The sequence below is a fragment of the Leifsonia sp. NPDC056665 genome (assembly GCF_042791795.1).
Lineage (GTDB): Bacteria > Actinomycetota > Actinomycetes > Actinomycetales > Microbacteriaceae > Leifsonia.
Window position 1 is genome coordinate 1 of sequence record NZ_JBHTXK010000021.1, and the last position, 15,858, is coordinate 15,858.

14 protein-coding genes are annotated in these 15,858 nt (G+C 69.7%); 9 read left to right on the forward strand and 5 right to left on the reverse strand.

What is annotated here, in order from left to right:
- Positions 1 to 98: 98 nt before the first annotated feature.
- The 5 genes from ACFQ9V_RS16690 to ACFQ9V_RS16710 all read right to left on the reverse strand — a co-directional run bounded on the left by ACFQ9V_RS16690 (position 99) and on the right by ACFQ9V_RS16710 (position 5,898).
- Positions 99 to 1,655, reverse strand: coding sequence for an aspartate ammonia-lyase (locus ACFQ9V_RS16690; RefSeq protein ID WP_382460292.1), 1,557 nt, complete (start codon positions 1,653 to 1,655; stop codon positions 99 to 101).
- 181 nt (positions 1,656 to 1,836) lie between these two features.
- Positions 1,837 to 3,261: an aldehyde dehydrogenase family protein gene (locus ACFQ9V_RS16695; protein WP_382460238.1), complete on the reverse strand. Its 1,425-nt coding sequence runs from the start codon at positions 3,259 to 3,261 to the stop codon at positions 1,837 to 1,839.
- Between the two features lie 10 nt (positions 3,262 to 3,271).
- On the reverse strand, positions 3,272 to 3,955 hold the full coding sequence (trmB, locus tag ACFQ9V_RS16700; protein ID WP_382460239.1) for a tRNA (guanosine(46)-N7)-methyltransferase TrmB: 684 nt from the start codon (positions 3,953 to 3,955) through the stop codon (positions 3,272 to 3,274).
- Between the two features lie 52 nt (positions 3,956 to 4,007).
- The gene (locus ACFQ9V_RS16705) at positions 4,008 to 4,316 is read right to left on the reverse strand and encodes a hypothetical protein (protein ID WP_382460240.1); all 309 of its coding nucleotides are present in this window, start codon (positions 4,314 to 4,316) and stop codon (positions 4,008 to 4,010) included.
- Positions 4,317 to 4,407: 91 nt separating this feature from the next.
- Positions 4,408 to 5,898, reverse strand: coding sequence for an NCS2 family permease (locus ACFQ9V_RS16710; protein ID WP_382460293.1), 1,491 nt, complete (start codon positions 5,896 to 5,898; stop codon positions 4,408 to 4,410).
- Positions 5,899 to 5,959: 61 nt separating this feature from the next.
- On the opposite strand from ACFQ9V_RS16710, the gene ACFQ9V_RS16715 reads away from it, so the two are divergent.
- From ACFQ9V_RS16715 to ACFQ9V_RS16755, 9 genes are all read left to right on the forward strand, one after another.
- Entirely contained in the window at positions 5,960 to 7,237 is a 1,278-nt protein-coding gene (locus tag ACFQ9V_RS16715) for a uracil-xanthine permease family protein (protein ID WP_382460241.1), read from the forward strand.
- Positions 7,238 to 7,355: 118 nt separating this feature from the next.
- On the forward strand, positions 7,356 to 8,474 hold the full coding sequence (locus tag ACFQ9V_RS16720) for a zinc-binding dehydrogenase (protein WP_382460242.1): 1,119 nt from the start codon (positions 7,356 to 7,358) through the stop codon (positions 8,472 to 8,474).
- Between the two features lie 31 nt (positions 8,475 to 8,505).
- Complete coding sequence (locus ACFQ9V_RS16725) at positions 8,506 to 9,828, forward strand: RbtT/DalT/CsbX family MFS transporter (RefSeq protein WP_382460243.1); 1,323 nt, start codon at positions 8,506 to 8,508, stop codon at positions 9,826 to 9,828.
- Complete coding sequence (locus ACFQ9V_RS16730) at positions 9,825 to 11,600, forward strand: dihydroxyacetone kinase family protein (RefSeq protein WP_382460244.1); 1,776 nt, start codon at positions 9,825 to 9,827, stop codon at positions 11,598 to 11,600. The genes ACFQ9V_RS16725 and ACFQ9V_RS16730 overlap by 4 nt, the downstream gene beginning before the upstream one ends.
- Positions 11,597 to 12,052, forward strand: coding sequence for a ribose-5-phosphate isomerase (locus ACFQ9V_RS16735; protein WP_382460245.1), 456 nt, complete (start codon positions 11,597 to 11,599; stop codon positions 12,050 to 12,052). Before ACFQ9V_RS16730 ends, ACFQ9V_RS16735 begins: the two co-directional genes overlap by 4 nt.
- Positions 12,049 to 12,792, forward strand: a complete 744-nt coding sequence (locus ACFQ9V_RS16740) for a GolD/DthD family dehydrogenase (RefSeq protein WP_382460246.1) — start codon at positions 12,049 to 12,051, stop codon at positions 12,790 to 12,792. Before ACFQ9V_RS16735 ends, ACFQ9V_RS16740 begins: the two co-directional genes overlap by 4 nt.
- 54 nt (positions 12,793 to 12,846) lie before the next feature.
- A complete protein-coding gene (locus ACFQ9V_RS16745; RefSeq protein WP_382460247.1) occupies positions 12,847 to 13,143 on the forward strand; it encodes a hypothetical protein in 297 nt (98 codons plus the stop codon).
- A 31-nt stretch (positions 13,144 to 13,174) separates the two neighbouring features.
- Entirely contained in the window at positions 13,175 to 15,127 is a 1,953-nt protein-coding gene (locus ACFQ9V_RS16750; RefSeq protein WP_382460248.1) for an alpha/beta hydrolase, read from the forward strand.
- 92 nt (positions 15,128 to 15,219) lie between these two features.
- Complete coding sequence (locus ACFQ9V_RS16755) at positions 15,220 to 15,819, forward strand: hypothetical protein (protein WP_382460249.1); 600 nt, start codon at positions 15,220 to 15,222, stop codon at positions 15,817 to 15,819.
- The last annotated feature ends 39 nt before the right edge of the window (positions 15,820 to 15,858 follow it).

Consider the following 15,858-nt stretch of genomic DNA (forward strand, 5'->3'; position numbering starts at 1 on the left):
CAATAATCAAATACTCCACGTAACCGCCGATTGTAAAATAGTAATAACTTTCCGGGCTCGGAAGTGACAACGACGTGCCCCTCGACAGGTGGGTGGTGCTACTCGCGGGCCTTCTCGGCGGCCTCGATGGCCTCGGCCTCGACGATCGGGATGGAGGTGGTGATCGCCTCGAGGCCGCTCAGGCGGGCCGGGGACAGCAGGCGGGTGACCTCCTCGCGGCTCATCAGCTTGGCCTCCACCACCAGGTCGGCGACGTTGTGGCCGGTCAGCAGCGCGGACTTCGCGAGCGCGGCCGCGGCGGCGTAGCCGATGTGCGGGGTGAGCGCGGTGATGACGCCGACCGACGAGCCGACCATCGCGCCGAGGCGCTCCTCGTTGGCGGTGATGCCGTCGACGCAGTTGACCCGCAGCGTGTGGAAGGCCTGCGCCATCCAGGTGATGCTCTGCAGCAGCGAGTGGGCGATGACCGGCTCGAACGCGTTGAGCTGGAGCTGGCCGCCCTCGGCCGCCATCGTCACGGTGACGTCCGCGCCGGCCACGGAGAACGCGACCTGGTTGACGACCTCCGGGATGACGGGGTTGACCTTGCCCGGCATGATCGACGACCCGGCCTGGCGCGGCGGGAGGTTGATCTCGCCGAGGCCGGCCTGCGGGCCGGACGACAGCAGCCGGAGGTCGTTGCAGATCTTCGACAGCTTGATGGCGCTGCGCTTGAGGGAGCCGGAGAACGACATGAAGGCGCCGGCGTCGCTGGTCGACTCGATCAGGTCGGGCGCGGTCTCCAGGTTGAGGCCGGTGATCAGGTTGAGGTGCTTGACCGCCGAGGCCGCGTAGCCGGGGTCGGCGGTGATGCCGGTGCCGATCGCGGTCGCGCCCAGGTTGATCTCGGCGAGCAGCCACTTGGTCTCGGTGAGCCGGGCGTGGTCCTCGGTGAGGGTGGTGGCGAAGCCGTGGAACTCCTGGCCGAGCGTCATCGGAACGGCGTCCTGGAGCTGGGTGCGGCCGACCTTGAGGATGTGGCGGAACTCCCGGCCCTTGGCGGCGAACGCGTCGCGCAGCAGGGCGAGCTCGTCCAGCAGGTGGCCGAGCGCGAAGGTCAGTCCGATCTTGATCGCGGTCGGGTAGGTGTCGTTCGTGCTCTGGCTGCGGTTCACGTCGTCGATCGGGGACATGAACGCGTAGTCGCCCTTGGGGCGGCCGTCGAGCTCCAGCGCGATGTTCGCGATGACCTCGTTCGCGTTCATGTTCGTGGAGGTGCCCGCCCCGCCCTGCATGACGCCGACGACGAACTGGTCGTGGTACTGGCCGTCGATGATGAGCTGGCAGGCCCGGTCGATGAGGTCGGCCTTGTGCTTCTCCAGCACGCCGATCTCGACGTTGGCGCGCGCCGCGGCCTGCTTGACGGCGGCGAGGGCGACGATCAGGTCCGGGTAGACGGAGATGGGCCGCTTGGCGATCGGGAAGTTCTCGAGGGCTCGCGAGGTGTGGACGCCCCAGTAGGCATCGGCCGGGATCTCCCGGCTGCCCAGTGAGTCGGTCTCGACGCGGGTCGGGCGCCCTTCGGCGCTCGGGGTGGGGACGTCGGAGACGTTCTCGGACGCGTCGACGACCGCGGTGTCGATGACGGGGATGGGGTGAGTCTTCGGTTCGTCCATCGTTGCTGTGGAATCCACGCTTGGCTCCATTGCCTCTCGTTGTGCGTTGGCTTTTTTGGGGGGGTGCCGGCCGTTCGTGGCGCCCGGCACAGCCGAGCCTACCCCTGGTGACTGCACGGGAGATGGACACATCGTCCGGTATCCCGGACACCGTTAGACAGCCTGTCGAGACGGCCTCCGCTCAGCCCAGCTTGCGCAGCAATCCGCGTGCGAACCGGTCCTTGCCCTCGGTGTACGGCGGGTAGATGAGCTGCAGGGTGTCGGGCGCGAGCGCCTTCGTCAGCACGGCCTTCTCGTGGCTGAAGGTCTCCAGCGACCGGCGGCCGTGGTACGCGCCGGAGCCGCTCTCCCCCACGCCGCCGAAGGGGAGGCCGCCGACCGCGAGGTGCGCTGCGGGCACGCCGAAGCCGACCGCCCCGGAGCTGGTCTCGGTGAGGATGCGCCGGCGCACGTCGCGCCGCTCGCTGAAGACGTAGAGCGCCAGCGGCTTGTCGCCGGAGCGGATGAACGCGATGGCGTCGTCCAGCCCGTCGACGGCGACGATCGGCAGCACAGGGCCGAAGACCTCCTCGCCCATGACCGCGGAGTCGCGCGGCACATCCACGAGCACGGTCGGGGCGAGGTAGCGGGAGGCCGCGTCCGACCCGCCGCCGACCGCGGCAATCCCGGAGTCGAGCAGCCCGGTGAGCCGTTCGAAGTGGCGGTCGTCCACGATCCGCCCGTAGTCGGGGCTGTCGGCCGGGTCGTCGCCGTAGAGCGAGCGCACGGCGTTGGCGAGCTCGACGGCGAGCCGCTCCGAGACGGCCTTCGTGGCCAGGATGTAGTCGGGCGCGACGCAGGTCTGGCCCGCGTTCATGAACTTGCCCCAGGCGATCCGGCGCGCCGCCGCAGCGAGGTCGACGGAGTCGTCCACGTACACCGGCGACTTGCCGCCCAGCTCCAGAGTTACAGGGGTCAGGTGCTCGGCCGCCGCCGCGGCGACGATGCGGCCGACGCGGCCGTTGCCGGTGAAGAAGATGTGGTCCCAGCGCTGGGCGAGCAGCTCCGTGGTCTCCGCGACCCCGCCCTCCACGACAGCAACGGCCGACCGGTCGAGGTACTGCGGTACGAGCCGCGCCATCGCGGCCGAGGTGGCGGGCGCCAGCTCGCTCGGCTTCAGCACGACGGCATCGCCCGCCGCCAGCGCACCGACGACCGGCGCCAGCAGCAGCTGCACCGGGTAGTTCCAGGGGGCGATCACGAGCACGACGCCGACGGGCTCCAGCATGACCCTGGCCTTCGCGGGCATCAGGGCGCCGGGCACGGACACGCGACGGGGCCGCAGCCAGCGCCGGAGGTTGCGGCGCATGTGGTCGATCTCGCCGACGACGAAGCCGACCTCGGCGATCTGCGACTCGGTCGGATTCTTGGCGAGGTCCTCCAGCAGCGCGTCCTCGAACTCGGCCGCGCGCTCGGTGAGCATCCGGCGGAGGGCGGCGAGCTGGGCGAGCCGCCAGGAGAGCGGCTTGGTGCGGCCGCTGTCGAACGTGGCACGCAGGGTCGCGACGGTGTGCGGGATGCTGTCGCCGGCGACGGTGCCGGACGTGAGCGTGGACTCCGAAGTCATGCGCCCATCATCACACGCGCGGCCGGTACTCCAGGTCGTAGATCGCGTGTCCGAGCCGCTCGCCGCGCCGTTCGAACTTGGTCACCGGCCGATCGTCGGGCCGAGGGATGAACCCGCCGTCGCCGGCGACGTTCACCAGGGCGGGCTCGGCGTCCAGCACCTCGATCATGTGCTCGGCGTACGGCTCCCAGTCCGTCGCGAGCCGGAGGACGCCGGTCGGCTTCAGCGCCGCGACGAGGAGCCGGGCGACGTCGGGCTGCACCAGACGGCGCCGGTGGTGGCGGGCCTTCGGCCACGGGTCGGGGAAGAAGATGAGCACCTCGTCGACGCTGGCGGCGCCGAGCCCCCGCTCGAAGACCTCCACCGCGTCGTGCCGGACGACCCGGACGTTCGTCAGCCCCTGCTCGTGGGCGGCGGCGAGCACCCGCCCGACGCCGGCGCCGTGCACCTCCACGCCGAGGAAGTCCTTCTCGGGATGCCGCGTGGCCAGGGCGAGGAGGTTCTCGCCGTTGCCGAAGCCGATCTCGACCACGCGCGGCGCCGAGCGCCCGAAGATCGTGTCGAGGTCGAGCGGCGAGCCGTCGAAGTCCACGCCGTAGACCGGCCAGAACTCGTCGATCGCCCGCCGCTGGGCTTCGGTCTTCCTGCCGCGGACGACGAAGCTGTGCGGCCTGACGAGGGGGGACGGTTCCATCCCTCCATTCTCGCAGGCCGCACGAGCGGACGGTTCGCCTGGGCGGTACGGGTCAGAGGTGCGCCCCCACGACGTGCCACGGCAGGAACGCCAGCCCGAAGCCCACGCCGACCACCGCGAGCAGGAGTCCGATCAGAATGCCCGCGAGCATGACGGCGTTGAGCACGATCCCCCAGATCGCGAAAGTGCGGCCCTGCGGCTCGCGGCTGAGCGCGAGCACGCCGAGCACGAGGCCGGCGATCGGGGCGAGGAAGGTCCAGCTGAAGGCGATGGACGCGAGGCCGAGCGCGAAGCTCGTGATGCTGAGCGTGCGGGCCGGGGCGGCCTGGTACGGGTTCGGTGAGGTGCCGGTGGATGTCATGGATCCAGTCAAGCGATCCGCGCGGCCCGCGCACATCCGGGTAACCCCCGGTTGTCGTCAGGGGTTACCCGGGATGTGAGTCTCAGGCGCCTCAGTGCGGGAGGATCGCCTCGATCGGGCCGCGCGCGAAGTACACCAGGAAGCCGGCCGCGACGATCCAGAGCAGCGGGCTGATCTCGCGCGCCTTGCCGGACAGCGACCGCACCAGCACCCAGGAGATGAAGCCGACGCCGATGCCGTTCGCGATCGAGTAGGTCAGCGGCATGACGATGATCGTGAGGAAAACCGGCAGCGTGCTGGAGAACTCGTGGAAGTCGATGTGGCGGATCTGCACCACCATCAGGGCGCCCACGATGACCAGGGCGGCCGCGGCGACCTCGCTCGGGACGACGCTCGTGAGCGGCGTGAAGAACATGGCCAGCAGGAACAGCACACCGGTGATGACGCTCGCGAAGCCGGTCTTCGCGCCCTCGCCGATGCCGGAGGCCGACTCGACGAACACCGTGTTGGACGACGCCGAGGTGCCGCCGCCGACCACCGCGCCGACACCCTCCACGATGAGCGCGGACTGCAGGCGCGGGAAGGTGCCGTCCTCGTTGGCGAGGCCTGCGCTGCGGGCCAGGCCGGTCATCGAGCCCATCGCGTCGAAGAAGTTCGTGAAGACGAGCGTGAAGACCAGCATGATGGCCGCGAGGCCGCCGATGCGGGCGAACGAGCCGAACAGGTCGAACTGCCCGACGAGGCTGAGGTTCGGCACGGACACGAACGAGGTCGGCAGCTGCGGGACCGAGAGGTTCCAGCCGTCCGGGTTCTTCGCCGACGAGCCGAGGTGGAAGATCGCCTCGATGACGATCGCGACGACCGTCGCCGCGACGATGCCGATGAGCAGTGCACCCTTCACCTTGCGCGCCATGAGCACGCCCATGATCACGAGGGCGATCAGGAACACCAGGGTGGGGAGGGTGGCGATGGACCCGGCCTCCCCGAGCTGCACAGGCGGCGAGGCCGACTTGGTGCTGCGCACGAAACCGCTGTCGACGAAGCCGATGAAAGCGATGAAGAGGCCGATGCCGACGGTGATCGCCGTCTTGAGCTGCGGCGGCACCGCGTTGAAGATCAGGCGGCGCAGGCCGGTCGCGGCCAGCAGCACGATGATCAGTCCGTTGATGACGACGAGGCCCATCGCCTCCTGCCAGGTGAGCACCTTGACGACGTTCACCGCGAGGAAGGAGTTGATGCCGAGGCCGGCCGCGAACGCGAACGGCAGCCGGGCGACCAGGCCGAAGAGCACGGTCATGACACCGGCGCTCAGGGCGGTCACGGCCCCGACCTGGTCGAAGCCCAGCGAGTGCCCCGCCACGTCCGGCGTCGAGCTCAGGATGATCGGGTTGAGGATGACGATGTACGCCATCGTCACGAAGGTCAGCAGGCCGCCGCGGATCTCCGTGGCCCATGTGGTGCCGCGGGCTGTGATCTCGAAGAACCGGTCCAGGCGCCCCGTGACGGTGGGCTTGGGCGTCGAAGTCGATGCGGAAATGGTGGTCTCCCGTAATATCGGTGGGGTTTGAGGTTCGCGGCGCATTCGAAGAGATGTCACAGCGCCGTACCAGCCTAATTCCCCGACCGACACGATAAGGACACGCATGGCTCTGCCCTGGAAGCTGCACGGCGACGGAAAGAAGGTCGGAGCCCGGGAGGTCGTGCTCCCCGGCGAGCGGCTGACCTGGCCGCGGACGATCGGGCTGGGCGCCCAGCACGTCGTCGCGATGTTCGGCGCGACCTTCCTGGTGCCGCTGCTCACCGGCTTCCCTCCGAGCACCACGCTGCTGTTCTCCGGCGTCGGCACGATCCTGTTCCTGCTGGTGACGCGCAACAAGCTGCCCAGCTACCTGGGCTCCTCGTTCGCGTTCATCGTGCCGATCGTCGCGGCGACGAAGGCGCACGGGATGCCGTCCGCCCTGTTCGGCATCGTCGTCACCGGCCTCCTGCTCGCCGTCGTCGGCCTGATCGTGGTCGCCACCGGCACCAAGTGGATCGACGGGCTGATGCCGCCGATCGTCGCCGGCGCGATCGTGGCGCTGATCGGGTTCAACCTCGCGCCCGCGGCGAAGAACAACTTCATGGCGGCGCCGGTCACCGCGCTGGTGACGCTGGCCGCCGTCATCCTCTGCACCGTGCTCTTCAAGGGGATGCTGGGCCGGCTGTCGATCTTCCTCGGGGTGGTCGTCGGCTACGTCTTCGCGGTGCTCGCCGGGCAGGTCGACTTCAGCAAGATCGAGAAGGCGGCGTGGATCGGCCTCCCGCAGTTCACGTTCCCGGCCAACCCGTTCACGGACGCGGCGGCGACCTGGGGCATCCTGCCCGCGTTCCTCCCGGTCGTGCTCGTGCTGATCGCGGAGAACGTCGGGCACATCCGCGGCGTGGCGCAGCTCACCGACCCGTCGGTCAACAAGCTCACCGGCCGCGCGCTGTTCGCCGACGGCCTGGCGACGACGATCGCCGGCTTCTTCGGCGGCTCCGGGACGACGACCTACGGCGAGAACATCGGCGTCATGGCCGCGACCCGCGTCTACTCGACGGCCGCGTACTGGGTCGCCGGCATCGTCGCCGTGCTGCTCGGCCTCTCCCCCAAGGTCGGCGCGGTCATCAACACGATCCCCGCGGGCGTGCTCGGCGGCGTGACGACTGCACTGTACGGCCTCATCGGCGTGATCGGCGTGAAGATCTGGCTGGACAACAAGGTCGACTTCTCCAAGCCGGTCAACCAGTTCACCGCGGCGATTGCGCTCATCATCGGCATCGGCGACTTCACGCTGAACGTCGGCCAGCTCACGTTCAACGGGATCGCGCTCGGCGCCATCGCCGCGATCGTCGTGTACCACGTCATGAACTCGATCGCGAAGGTGCGCGGCACCGCATAACACCGCGCACGCCGCAGGCCGGCGCTTACTTTCGCCCTGCTATATCTGAAATTGCACACTCCCTGGGATCTGTCCTAAGCTGAAACATGTCAGCCTGGGCCGATCCCAAAGGAGTGTCATGTCCACAACGCTGTCCGAAACCGAGGCGCACGTCGCCGCTCCGCTCCCCGAGACCATGACGGCGGTCGTCGTCCACGGCCCGGAGGACTACCGGCTCGAGACCGTGCCTGTGCCACTGCCCGGCGACGGCGAGCTGCTGCTGCGAGTGGAGGCCGTGGGCGTGTGCGCGTCCGACCTCAAGTGCTACCACGGCGCCGCCAAGTTCTGGGGCGACGAGAACCGGCCGGCCTGGGCGCAGACCGGCCGCATCCCCGGTCACGAGTTCGTCGGCCGTGTGGTCGCGGGCGACCCGGCCGCGCTCGCTCGGCGCGGGCTGGCGCTCGGCGGCCGCGTCGCGTGCGAGCAGATCGTCCCGTGCGGCGACTGCCGGTACTGCGAACGCGGCCAGTACTGGATGTGCGCCCCGCACGCGATGTTCGGCTTCAAGGAGTTCGACGGCGCGATGGCCGAGTACGCGCTCATCCCCGAGCGTGCGCTGACGCATCCGGTGTCGGCGGACCTCGCACCGCAGCACGCTGCGTACGCCGAGCCGCTCTCCTGCGCCATGCACGCGGTGGAGCGCGCCGACGTGAGGTTTGGCGACGTTGTGGTGATCGCGGGAGCCGGCCCCATCGGCCTCGGCGCCATCGCGGGCGTCCGCCAGAAGAACCCGCTGAAGGTCATCGCGCTCGATATGAGCGACGACAAGCTGGAGCTCGCCCGGAAGTGCGGCGCGGACCTCACGATCAACATCACGACGGAGGACGCCATCGCCCGCGTGAAGGAGCTCACCGACAGCTACGGCGCGGACGTCTACATCGAGGCGACCGGCCACCCCTCGGCGGTCGGCCAGGGTCTCAACCTCCTCCGCAAACTCGGCACCTACGTCGAGTACTCGGTTTTCGGCTCCGACGTGACGGTCGACTGGTCGATCATCAGCGACGACAAGGAGCTCGATGTCCGGGGCGCCCACCTCGGTCCCGGCTGCTGGCCCGCCGCGATCAAGCTGCTCGAGTCCGGCGTGCTGCCGATGGACGAGATCTGCACGCACCAGTTCCCGCTCGACGGGTTCCAGAGCGCCCTCGACCTAGTCGGCGACACCGCAGGCGCGTCCATCAAGGTCACCATCCTGCCCTGAGGCAGCCGACCCGACGATCACGGAGTTTCTGATGACCACCACAGCATTACCCGCCCGCGAGACCTTCCTCGACCGGATCGGCATCCCCCATCCCCTGCGCTGGGGGTTCCTCGGCGTCCTCGTCTTCATGACGGGCAACGGGGTCGAGTCCAACTTCCTCTCGCCGCACATGACGCACGCGCTGGGCGAGGACAAGTTCGCCATCGTCGCGCAGATCATCGCCATGTACAGCCTGGCCGTCCTGATCGCGTCCTACCTGTCCGGCGCGCTCGCCGATCTGTGGGGTCCGCGGCGCGTGATGACGCTCGGCATGATCCTGTGGATCGTGTTCGAGGGCGCCTTCCTGTTCTCGCTCTCGATCGGGAGTGTTCCGCTGCTGTTCGTCAGCTACTTCCTGCGCGGCTTCGGCTTCCCTTTCTTCGCCTTCGCCTTCCTGGTCTGGATCAACCAGATCGTGCCGAAGAAGCGCAACGGTACCGCTGTCGGCTGGTTCTACGTCATGTTCACCGGCGGCCTGCCCACCCTCGGCTCGCTGTTCGCGGTCTTCGCGATCCCTGCGTTCGGCGGCGGCGCGGGCGGCGAGACGTACACGATGGTCGCCTCGGCGGCGCTCGTGCTCGTCGGCTGGGCCATCGCGCACTTCGGCGTCCGCGAGCCGCACGGGAAACGTCGGCTCGCCCCGGCGACCGACTCGGCCGCCCGTGTGCTGACCTCGGGGATCGTGCTCACGGCGCGCAACCCGAAGGTGCTGATGGGCTTCCTCATCCGCCTGATCAACACCGCGCCGGAGTTCGGGATGTTCATCGTCCTGCCCGCGGTCATGGCCGACCAGCTCGGCTGGGGGCAGAGCCGCTGGCTGATCATGACGGTGGTGATCTTCGCGGGCAACATCGCCTTCAACGCGGTGTTCGGGGCGATCGGCGACCGGATGGGCTGGGGACGGACCGTTCGCTGGTTCGGCATCGTCGGCTCGTCCATCGGCCTCCTGCTGTGGTGGTACGTGCCGCACTGGGTGCCGGCCGGCAGCGACTGGGGCTTCGTCGTCGCGACGATCGCGGGCACCGTCTTCGGCATCATGCTCGCCGGCTTCGTCCCGATGGGAGCGATCATGCCAGCGCTCGCACCGAAGCAGAAGGGCGCCGCGATGGCAATGTACACAACCGCGGCCGGTGGGGCGACCTTCCTCGGCAGCGGCGTGGTCGCGCTGGTGTTCCCGGAGTTCGGCGCGGTCGGCGTCGTGTGGTCGTTCGTGGCGCTGTACGCCTGTGCGTTCGTGATGATCGGCTTCCTGAAGGTGAACCAGCTCGCCGAGGACGAGCCGACGGCCGAGCCGGAGCTGGAGAGCGTCCGATGACCCGCATCGCGGACGTGCCGGCCGACTTCGCGGAGGATCAGCTCGACGGCTTCGTGGCCGTCTACGGTGGCCGGCTGCGCCGGGTGACGGGCGGCGTGGTCGCCCGGGCTGCCGGCGAGCCGACCGTCGCCGTCGTGGTCGGCGGCGGCTCCGGCCACTACCCGGCCTTCGCGGGGCTCGTCGGCCCGGGATTCGCCACGGGCGCGGTCGTGGGCAACATCTTCACTTCGCCGTCCGCGGCGCACGTGTACTCCGTGGCGAAGGCCGCGCACCGCGGCCGCGGCGTCGTGCTGACGTTCGGCAACTATGCGGGCGACGTGATGAACTTCGGGATCGCCGCCGACCGGCTGCGAGCCGAGGGCATCGACACGCGCATCGTGCTGGTGACCGACGACGTGGCGTCCGCCCCCGCCGAGGACGAGCGCCGCGGGATCGCGGGCGACTTCGTGGTGTTCAAGGCGCTCGGCGCCGCCGCGGCCGCGGGGCTCGACCTCGACGCCGTGGAGCGTGCGGGCCAGGCGGCCAACGCGGCGACGCGCACCCTCGGCGTCGCGTTCTCCGGTTGCACGATGCCGGGCGCGGCCGCGCCGCTGTTCCACATCGAGCCCGGGATGCTCGGGCTGGGCCTCGGCATCCACGGCGAGCCGGGCATCCGGGACGTGCCGATGCCGACCGCGACCGGGCTGGCCGAACTGCTCGTGACCGGCGTGCTGGAGGCGGCTCCGCGCACCGGACCGGCACGCGTCGGGGCGATCCTCAACGGTCTTGGCACCACCAAGTACGAAGAGCTGTTCCTGCTCTGGGCGCGCGTCCTGCCGTTGCTGGAGGCCGCAGAGCTGGAGGTCGTGGAGCCAGAGGTCGGCGAGCTCGTCACGAGCCTCGACATGGGCGGCTGCTCGCTGACCCTCACCTGGCTGGATGGCGAGCTGGAACCGCTCTGGCGGGCGGACGCCTACGCTCCGGCGTACCGCAAGCAGGCCGCGCCACTGGCGGCGACCCTGGCGTCTGCCGCCGAGACGGAGGACACAGCGGCGGACGAGACGCTGGCGTTCGCGACGCCCTCCCCAGCCGCCGCGGCGCTCGCGGTGAGCGTGGCCGAGGCCGCCGAGCTCGTGACCGGGCTGCTGCGCGACCACGAGCACGAGTTGGGTGCGATCGACGCGGTGGCCGGCGACGGCGACCACGGCCGCGGGATGCTGCGCGGCGCCGAAGCCGCCCTGTCCGCGATCGACCGGACGGTCGAGCGCGGCGCGGGCGCCGGTGCGGTCCTCGCCGCCGGAGGCCGCGCGTGGGCCGAACAGGCCGGCGGCACCTCCGGCGTGCTCTGGGGCGCTGCCCTGGAGGCGGCGGGCGCCGCGCTGGACGACGCCGCAGCGGCCTTCTCGGACGACAGCGCCGGCACGGCGGTGGTCGCGTTCACCGGCGCGATCCTCGACCTCGGGCGCGCGGAGCCGGGCGACAAGACCCTCGTGGACGCGCTGCTGCCGTTCCGCGACGAGCTGACCGGCCGGCTCGCCGACGGGGCCTCCCTGGCGAAGGCGTGGGCGGGTGCTGCGCTGATCGCCTCAGAGGCGGCGGCGGCGACCTCCGCGCTCCGCCCGAAGCGGGGCCGCGCACGGCCGCTAGCCGATAAATCGGTGGGCACTCCCGATGCGGGCGCCGCTTCCTTCTCGCTTATCGCATGCGCGGTGGGAGACCTGCTAGCGGGAGGCGACCGCCTGACGACCGACCACCAGACGAACTACTACTGGACCGAAAGGACACCCTCATGACCGCTCTTCGCGTCGTGATCGGCAGCGACGACGCCGGCTTCGCGCTCAAGGAGACCCTGCGCGACGACCTGGAGGCGCATCCCCTCGTCGCCTCGCTCGTGGACGTCGGCGTGGACGCCGACGGCCACACCGCCTATCCGGCGGTCGCCGCCGCCGCCGCGGAGCTCGTCGCGTCCGGCGAGGCCGACCGCGCGCTGCTGGTGTGCGGCACCGGCCTCGGCGTCGCGATCGCCGCGAACAAGGTGGCGGGCATCCGGGCTGTCACGGCCCACGACTCGTACTCCGTCGAGCGGTCGGTGCTCTCCAACGACGCCCAGGTGCTGTGCCTCGGGCAGCGCGTCATCGGCTCGGAGCTGGCGCGGCGCCTGGTCGGCGAGTGGCTGACCTACCGGTTCGACACGAACAGCCCGTCGGCGCGCAAGGTCGAGCTGATCGGGGAGCTGGAGAGATGAGCGGGGCCCTCGACGGACGGATCGCGGTGGTCACCGGCGCCGCGAGCGGCATCGGACTCGCCGTCGCCGGCTGGTTCGCCGAGCGCGGCGCCACGGTCGCCGGCGTGGACAGGGACCAGCACGTGGCCGACGTGGTCGCCGGGCTCCCGGGTCGCGGGCACCTGCCCGTCGTCGCGGACCTGACGCAGCCCGACGCCGCCGAGATGGCCGTCGCCCGGATCGTGGCTGAGGCCGGCACGCCCCACATCCTGGTCAACTCGGCCGGGATCGCCCGCCTCTCCTCCGCGCTCATGACGACGGCCGCGGATTGGGACAGCACCCTCGCGGTCAACCTGACTGCGAGCTTCCGGATGGCGCAGGCCGTGGGCGCGCGGATGGTGGCAGCCGGCTTCGGCCGCATCGTCAACCTGGCGTCGCAGGCGAGCGTCGTGGGCCTGGACGAGCACGTCGCCTACTGCGCGAGCAAGGCGGGGCTGCTCGGGATGACCCGCGTGCTGTCGCTGGAGTGGGCGCCGCACGGCGTCACCGTCAACGCGGTCTCGCCGACCGTGGTGGAGACCCCGCTCGGCCGTGAGGCCTGGAAGGGACCGAAGGGCGACGAACTGCGCGCACGCATCCCGGCCCGGCGCTTCGCCCAGCCCGAGGAAGTGGCCGCATTGATCGGCTACCTGGCCTCCGACGAGGCGGGCATGGTCACCGGCGAGAACATCCTGATCGACGGCGGCTTCTCCTCCATCTGACCCGCTCCTCGCGGGGCACGTGAAAAGTACAGAGTTCAGGTTTTTGGAGGACTGATGGCGAAGGCGGTTGCCGTCGATACGGCAGAGCTGAAGGCGGGCGCGAAAGCGCTGAAGGGGGCCGCAACCGGTTCCCGTCCGTCGGCGGACGAGTCCGACGGTTTCGGCTCAGCGGTGGCCCGAGGTGCGGTGAGCCGGTTCGAGGGGTACTGGGTCCGCGGTCAGTCGACGGTCGACGAGTTGGTCGCCGGGTTGGCTGGCGCGCTCTCCCAGGCGGCCGATTCGTATCAGCGCCGGGACGCTGAGGACGCCGAGGCGTTGCGGAAGGACCGGGCCGGTTTCTATGGGTTCTAGGTGGGCGGATTGGTCACCGGTCGGCTTCGAGATGGATCCGACGCCGGGCGATCGGGAGATGGTGGAGGCCCTGGTCGTCCACTACCGCAAGTGGTCCGGCCGGCTGGAGGGTCAGTCGACGGTGGCACGGCAGGTGCTGGATACGAATCTGGGGGCGGCGTCGTGGTCGGGGCTGGCCGCGGAGGTGTTCTCGGATCGGTTGCGTGCGCTGACGGCCGGAGCGCTGAAGGCGGCCGAGCAGCACAATGAGGGTGCCGTGGCGGCGACCGCGTGGTCGATGGCGCTGGAGTACACGCAGGGTGAGGCGGATCGGGCGTTGCAGGATGCCGAGGACGCGTTGGCGGACCTGGAGACCGCTGAGGCGTCGGTGGCGACGCTGGGCGCCGAGCAGGCCGCACTGCTGGCCGCGTTGCGGGCGCTGGAGATGGCCTACAACTCGCGCGAGAAGCCGCCGCCGGGGTCGTCGGCCCCGGCGCATGTGGACGTCACGAGCGCTCGGCAGCGGGAGCAGAACGCTCGCGACGAGCTGGCGACGGCGCGCTTGACGATCCGAGACGCGCAGGAACGGTTGGACGATGCGAAGCGGAGAGCCGAGCGGGCGAAGCACGATTACGACGCGGCCGAGAGGACGTTCGCCACGAAGCTGGACGACGCGTTGCACGGCGCCCTGACGCCGACGTCCCAGCCCGAGCTGAAGGCCTTCGCGTCGATCGTCGGCAAGCTCTCCGGCATTGCCGCCACGGCGAGCGTGAACGCGTCGTTGATGGACACGTTGCAGCGGTTGACTCCCGAGGAGCTGGCGGTGCTCGTGACGGAGGACCCGGACCTGATGCAGGAGTTGTGGAAGCATCCGCCGGCTCCGGACAAGGTCGCGGAATGGTGGTCGGGTCTCGGGGACGAAGCGAAGGCGGCGCTCCAGACGGGGGCGCCCGGTGTCCTCGGCAACCTGGCGGGGTTGCCGTACTCGGTTCGCGACCGCTGCAATCGTGCCGTCTACGACGCGGCGCAGGAGCGCACGGCTAGCCTCACCCCGGAGCAGCGGAAGGTGCTGACCGCTCTCGAAACAGTGCTCGCTGACCCGTTGGCGTCGCTGGTTTGTTTCAATCTGGGCGCGTCGGTGCCGATGGTCGCGATCGGGTACGGCGATCTGGACACGGCGGACACTGTGACCTGGGCGGCACCCGGGATGAACTCCGACGCGGCGGATGCGACCGCGAGCTGGTCGGGCGCCGCGAGGAACCTTTACGACGAGCAGAACCGACTTGACCGAGGTCGGTCGCATGCTGTGGTGGGCTGGCTGGGGTATGACACTCCGGATCTGGTGAGCGTGAACACTCCGGCGCTGGCGCAAGACGGGTCATGGCGGTTCGCGAACGAGCTGGACGGGACGCACGCCACCCGGGCGGCGCAGCCAGGCGTGCCGTTCCCGTATGTGTCCGTGGTGGCGCATTCGTATGGGACGACGATGGCAGCGGATGCGTTGACTCGGGTCAAGCACACGGTGGACTCCTTCACGATGCTGGGGTCGGCGGGGATCGACACGGAGGTGGTGTCCTCGTTGTCGGACCTTGAGGTGAAGCAGGCGGGCGGGCGACCGTCGATCTTCACCACGGCGGCTGAGTTGGATTTCCTCGCGCCGTTCGGTTCGGCGATGGGAGGGCGCGCGGAGCCGAATCCCGAGGCACTCTCCAACCTGGGCACAGCAGTGGCAATGCCCCTGACGGGGCTGAACCAGCCGCAGTCGATGGGCGGTGCGCTGTCGTTCTCCTCCGAAGGCGCTGTGCTGCCCGGTGGTGAGGTGCTGAAGCAGACCAAGGGCCACAGCACGGTGGGTGAGCACATCGACGGCCTCAATCCGCTGAACGGGATCGCGCCGGAAGGCTCCGGCTACCTCGACAAGCGGACCGAAGCTCTGCGGAACACCGGTTTCACGACTGTTGGTCTGTCTGAGAGCGTCGTCGGTGGGCTGAGGACCACTCAATGAACGACATGTCGAGTGTATGTGTGGGTCGAATGGTGAGAATGTGCGCTGTGGCGGCCGTCGCAGCCGTGACGGTATCGGTTTTAGGAGGCTGTATGTCTATTCCTGCTGTGAGTGATCCTGCCCCGCAGCGCCCGGGCACCCCGCAGAAGACGATCGGTGAGCTGCTGACGCAGTGGGCGGACCACACCGACGCCGCCATCGCCGCTACCGGTGACACGGAGGGATGGTTTCGCGGTCCGATCCAGAATGGGAGGCCTTGGGACCCGGCTGTGGAGGAAGTGAGCCTGCCACCGTGTGGGACTGGGCCGAACGCCGCTCATCGGGTGAGTAACCAGGTGACGCACGATGCGTTCGAGGATGATCCGCATCCGATCGCGGACAAGCTCACCGCGTACTGGGAGAGGGAGGGGTTCACGGTTCTGCGGACGGTCGATTGGAAGTCGCCGTCCGGTGCGATGGATGTCTCGATCCGCGCTACGCGGTCTGACGGGGTGTTCTACGGACTCGGAGTTACCAGCGAGATTGTGGCCATCGACGTCTCGTCGGAATGCTCCACCGATCCCTCCATCCAGTCGTGGGCGCGTGACAAGTCACTGCGTAACAACCCGTATGCGCCAACGCCATCGCCATCGCCTGCTGCGAAGGCGGATGCCACCGCGGATGGCGCCGACGACTGGTTCTGGGGATTCTGATCAGCCCACGCCGAACCCCCTGCCACCAAGCCTCTACGT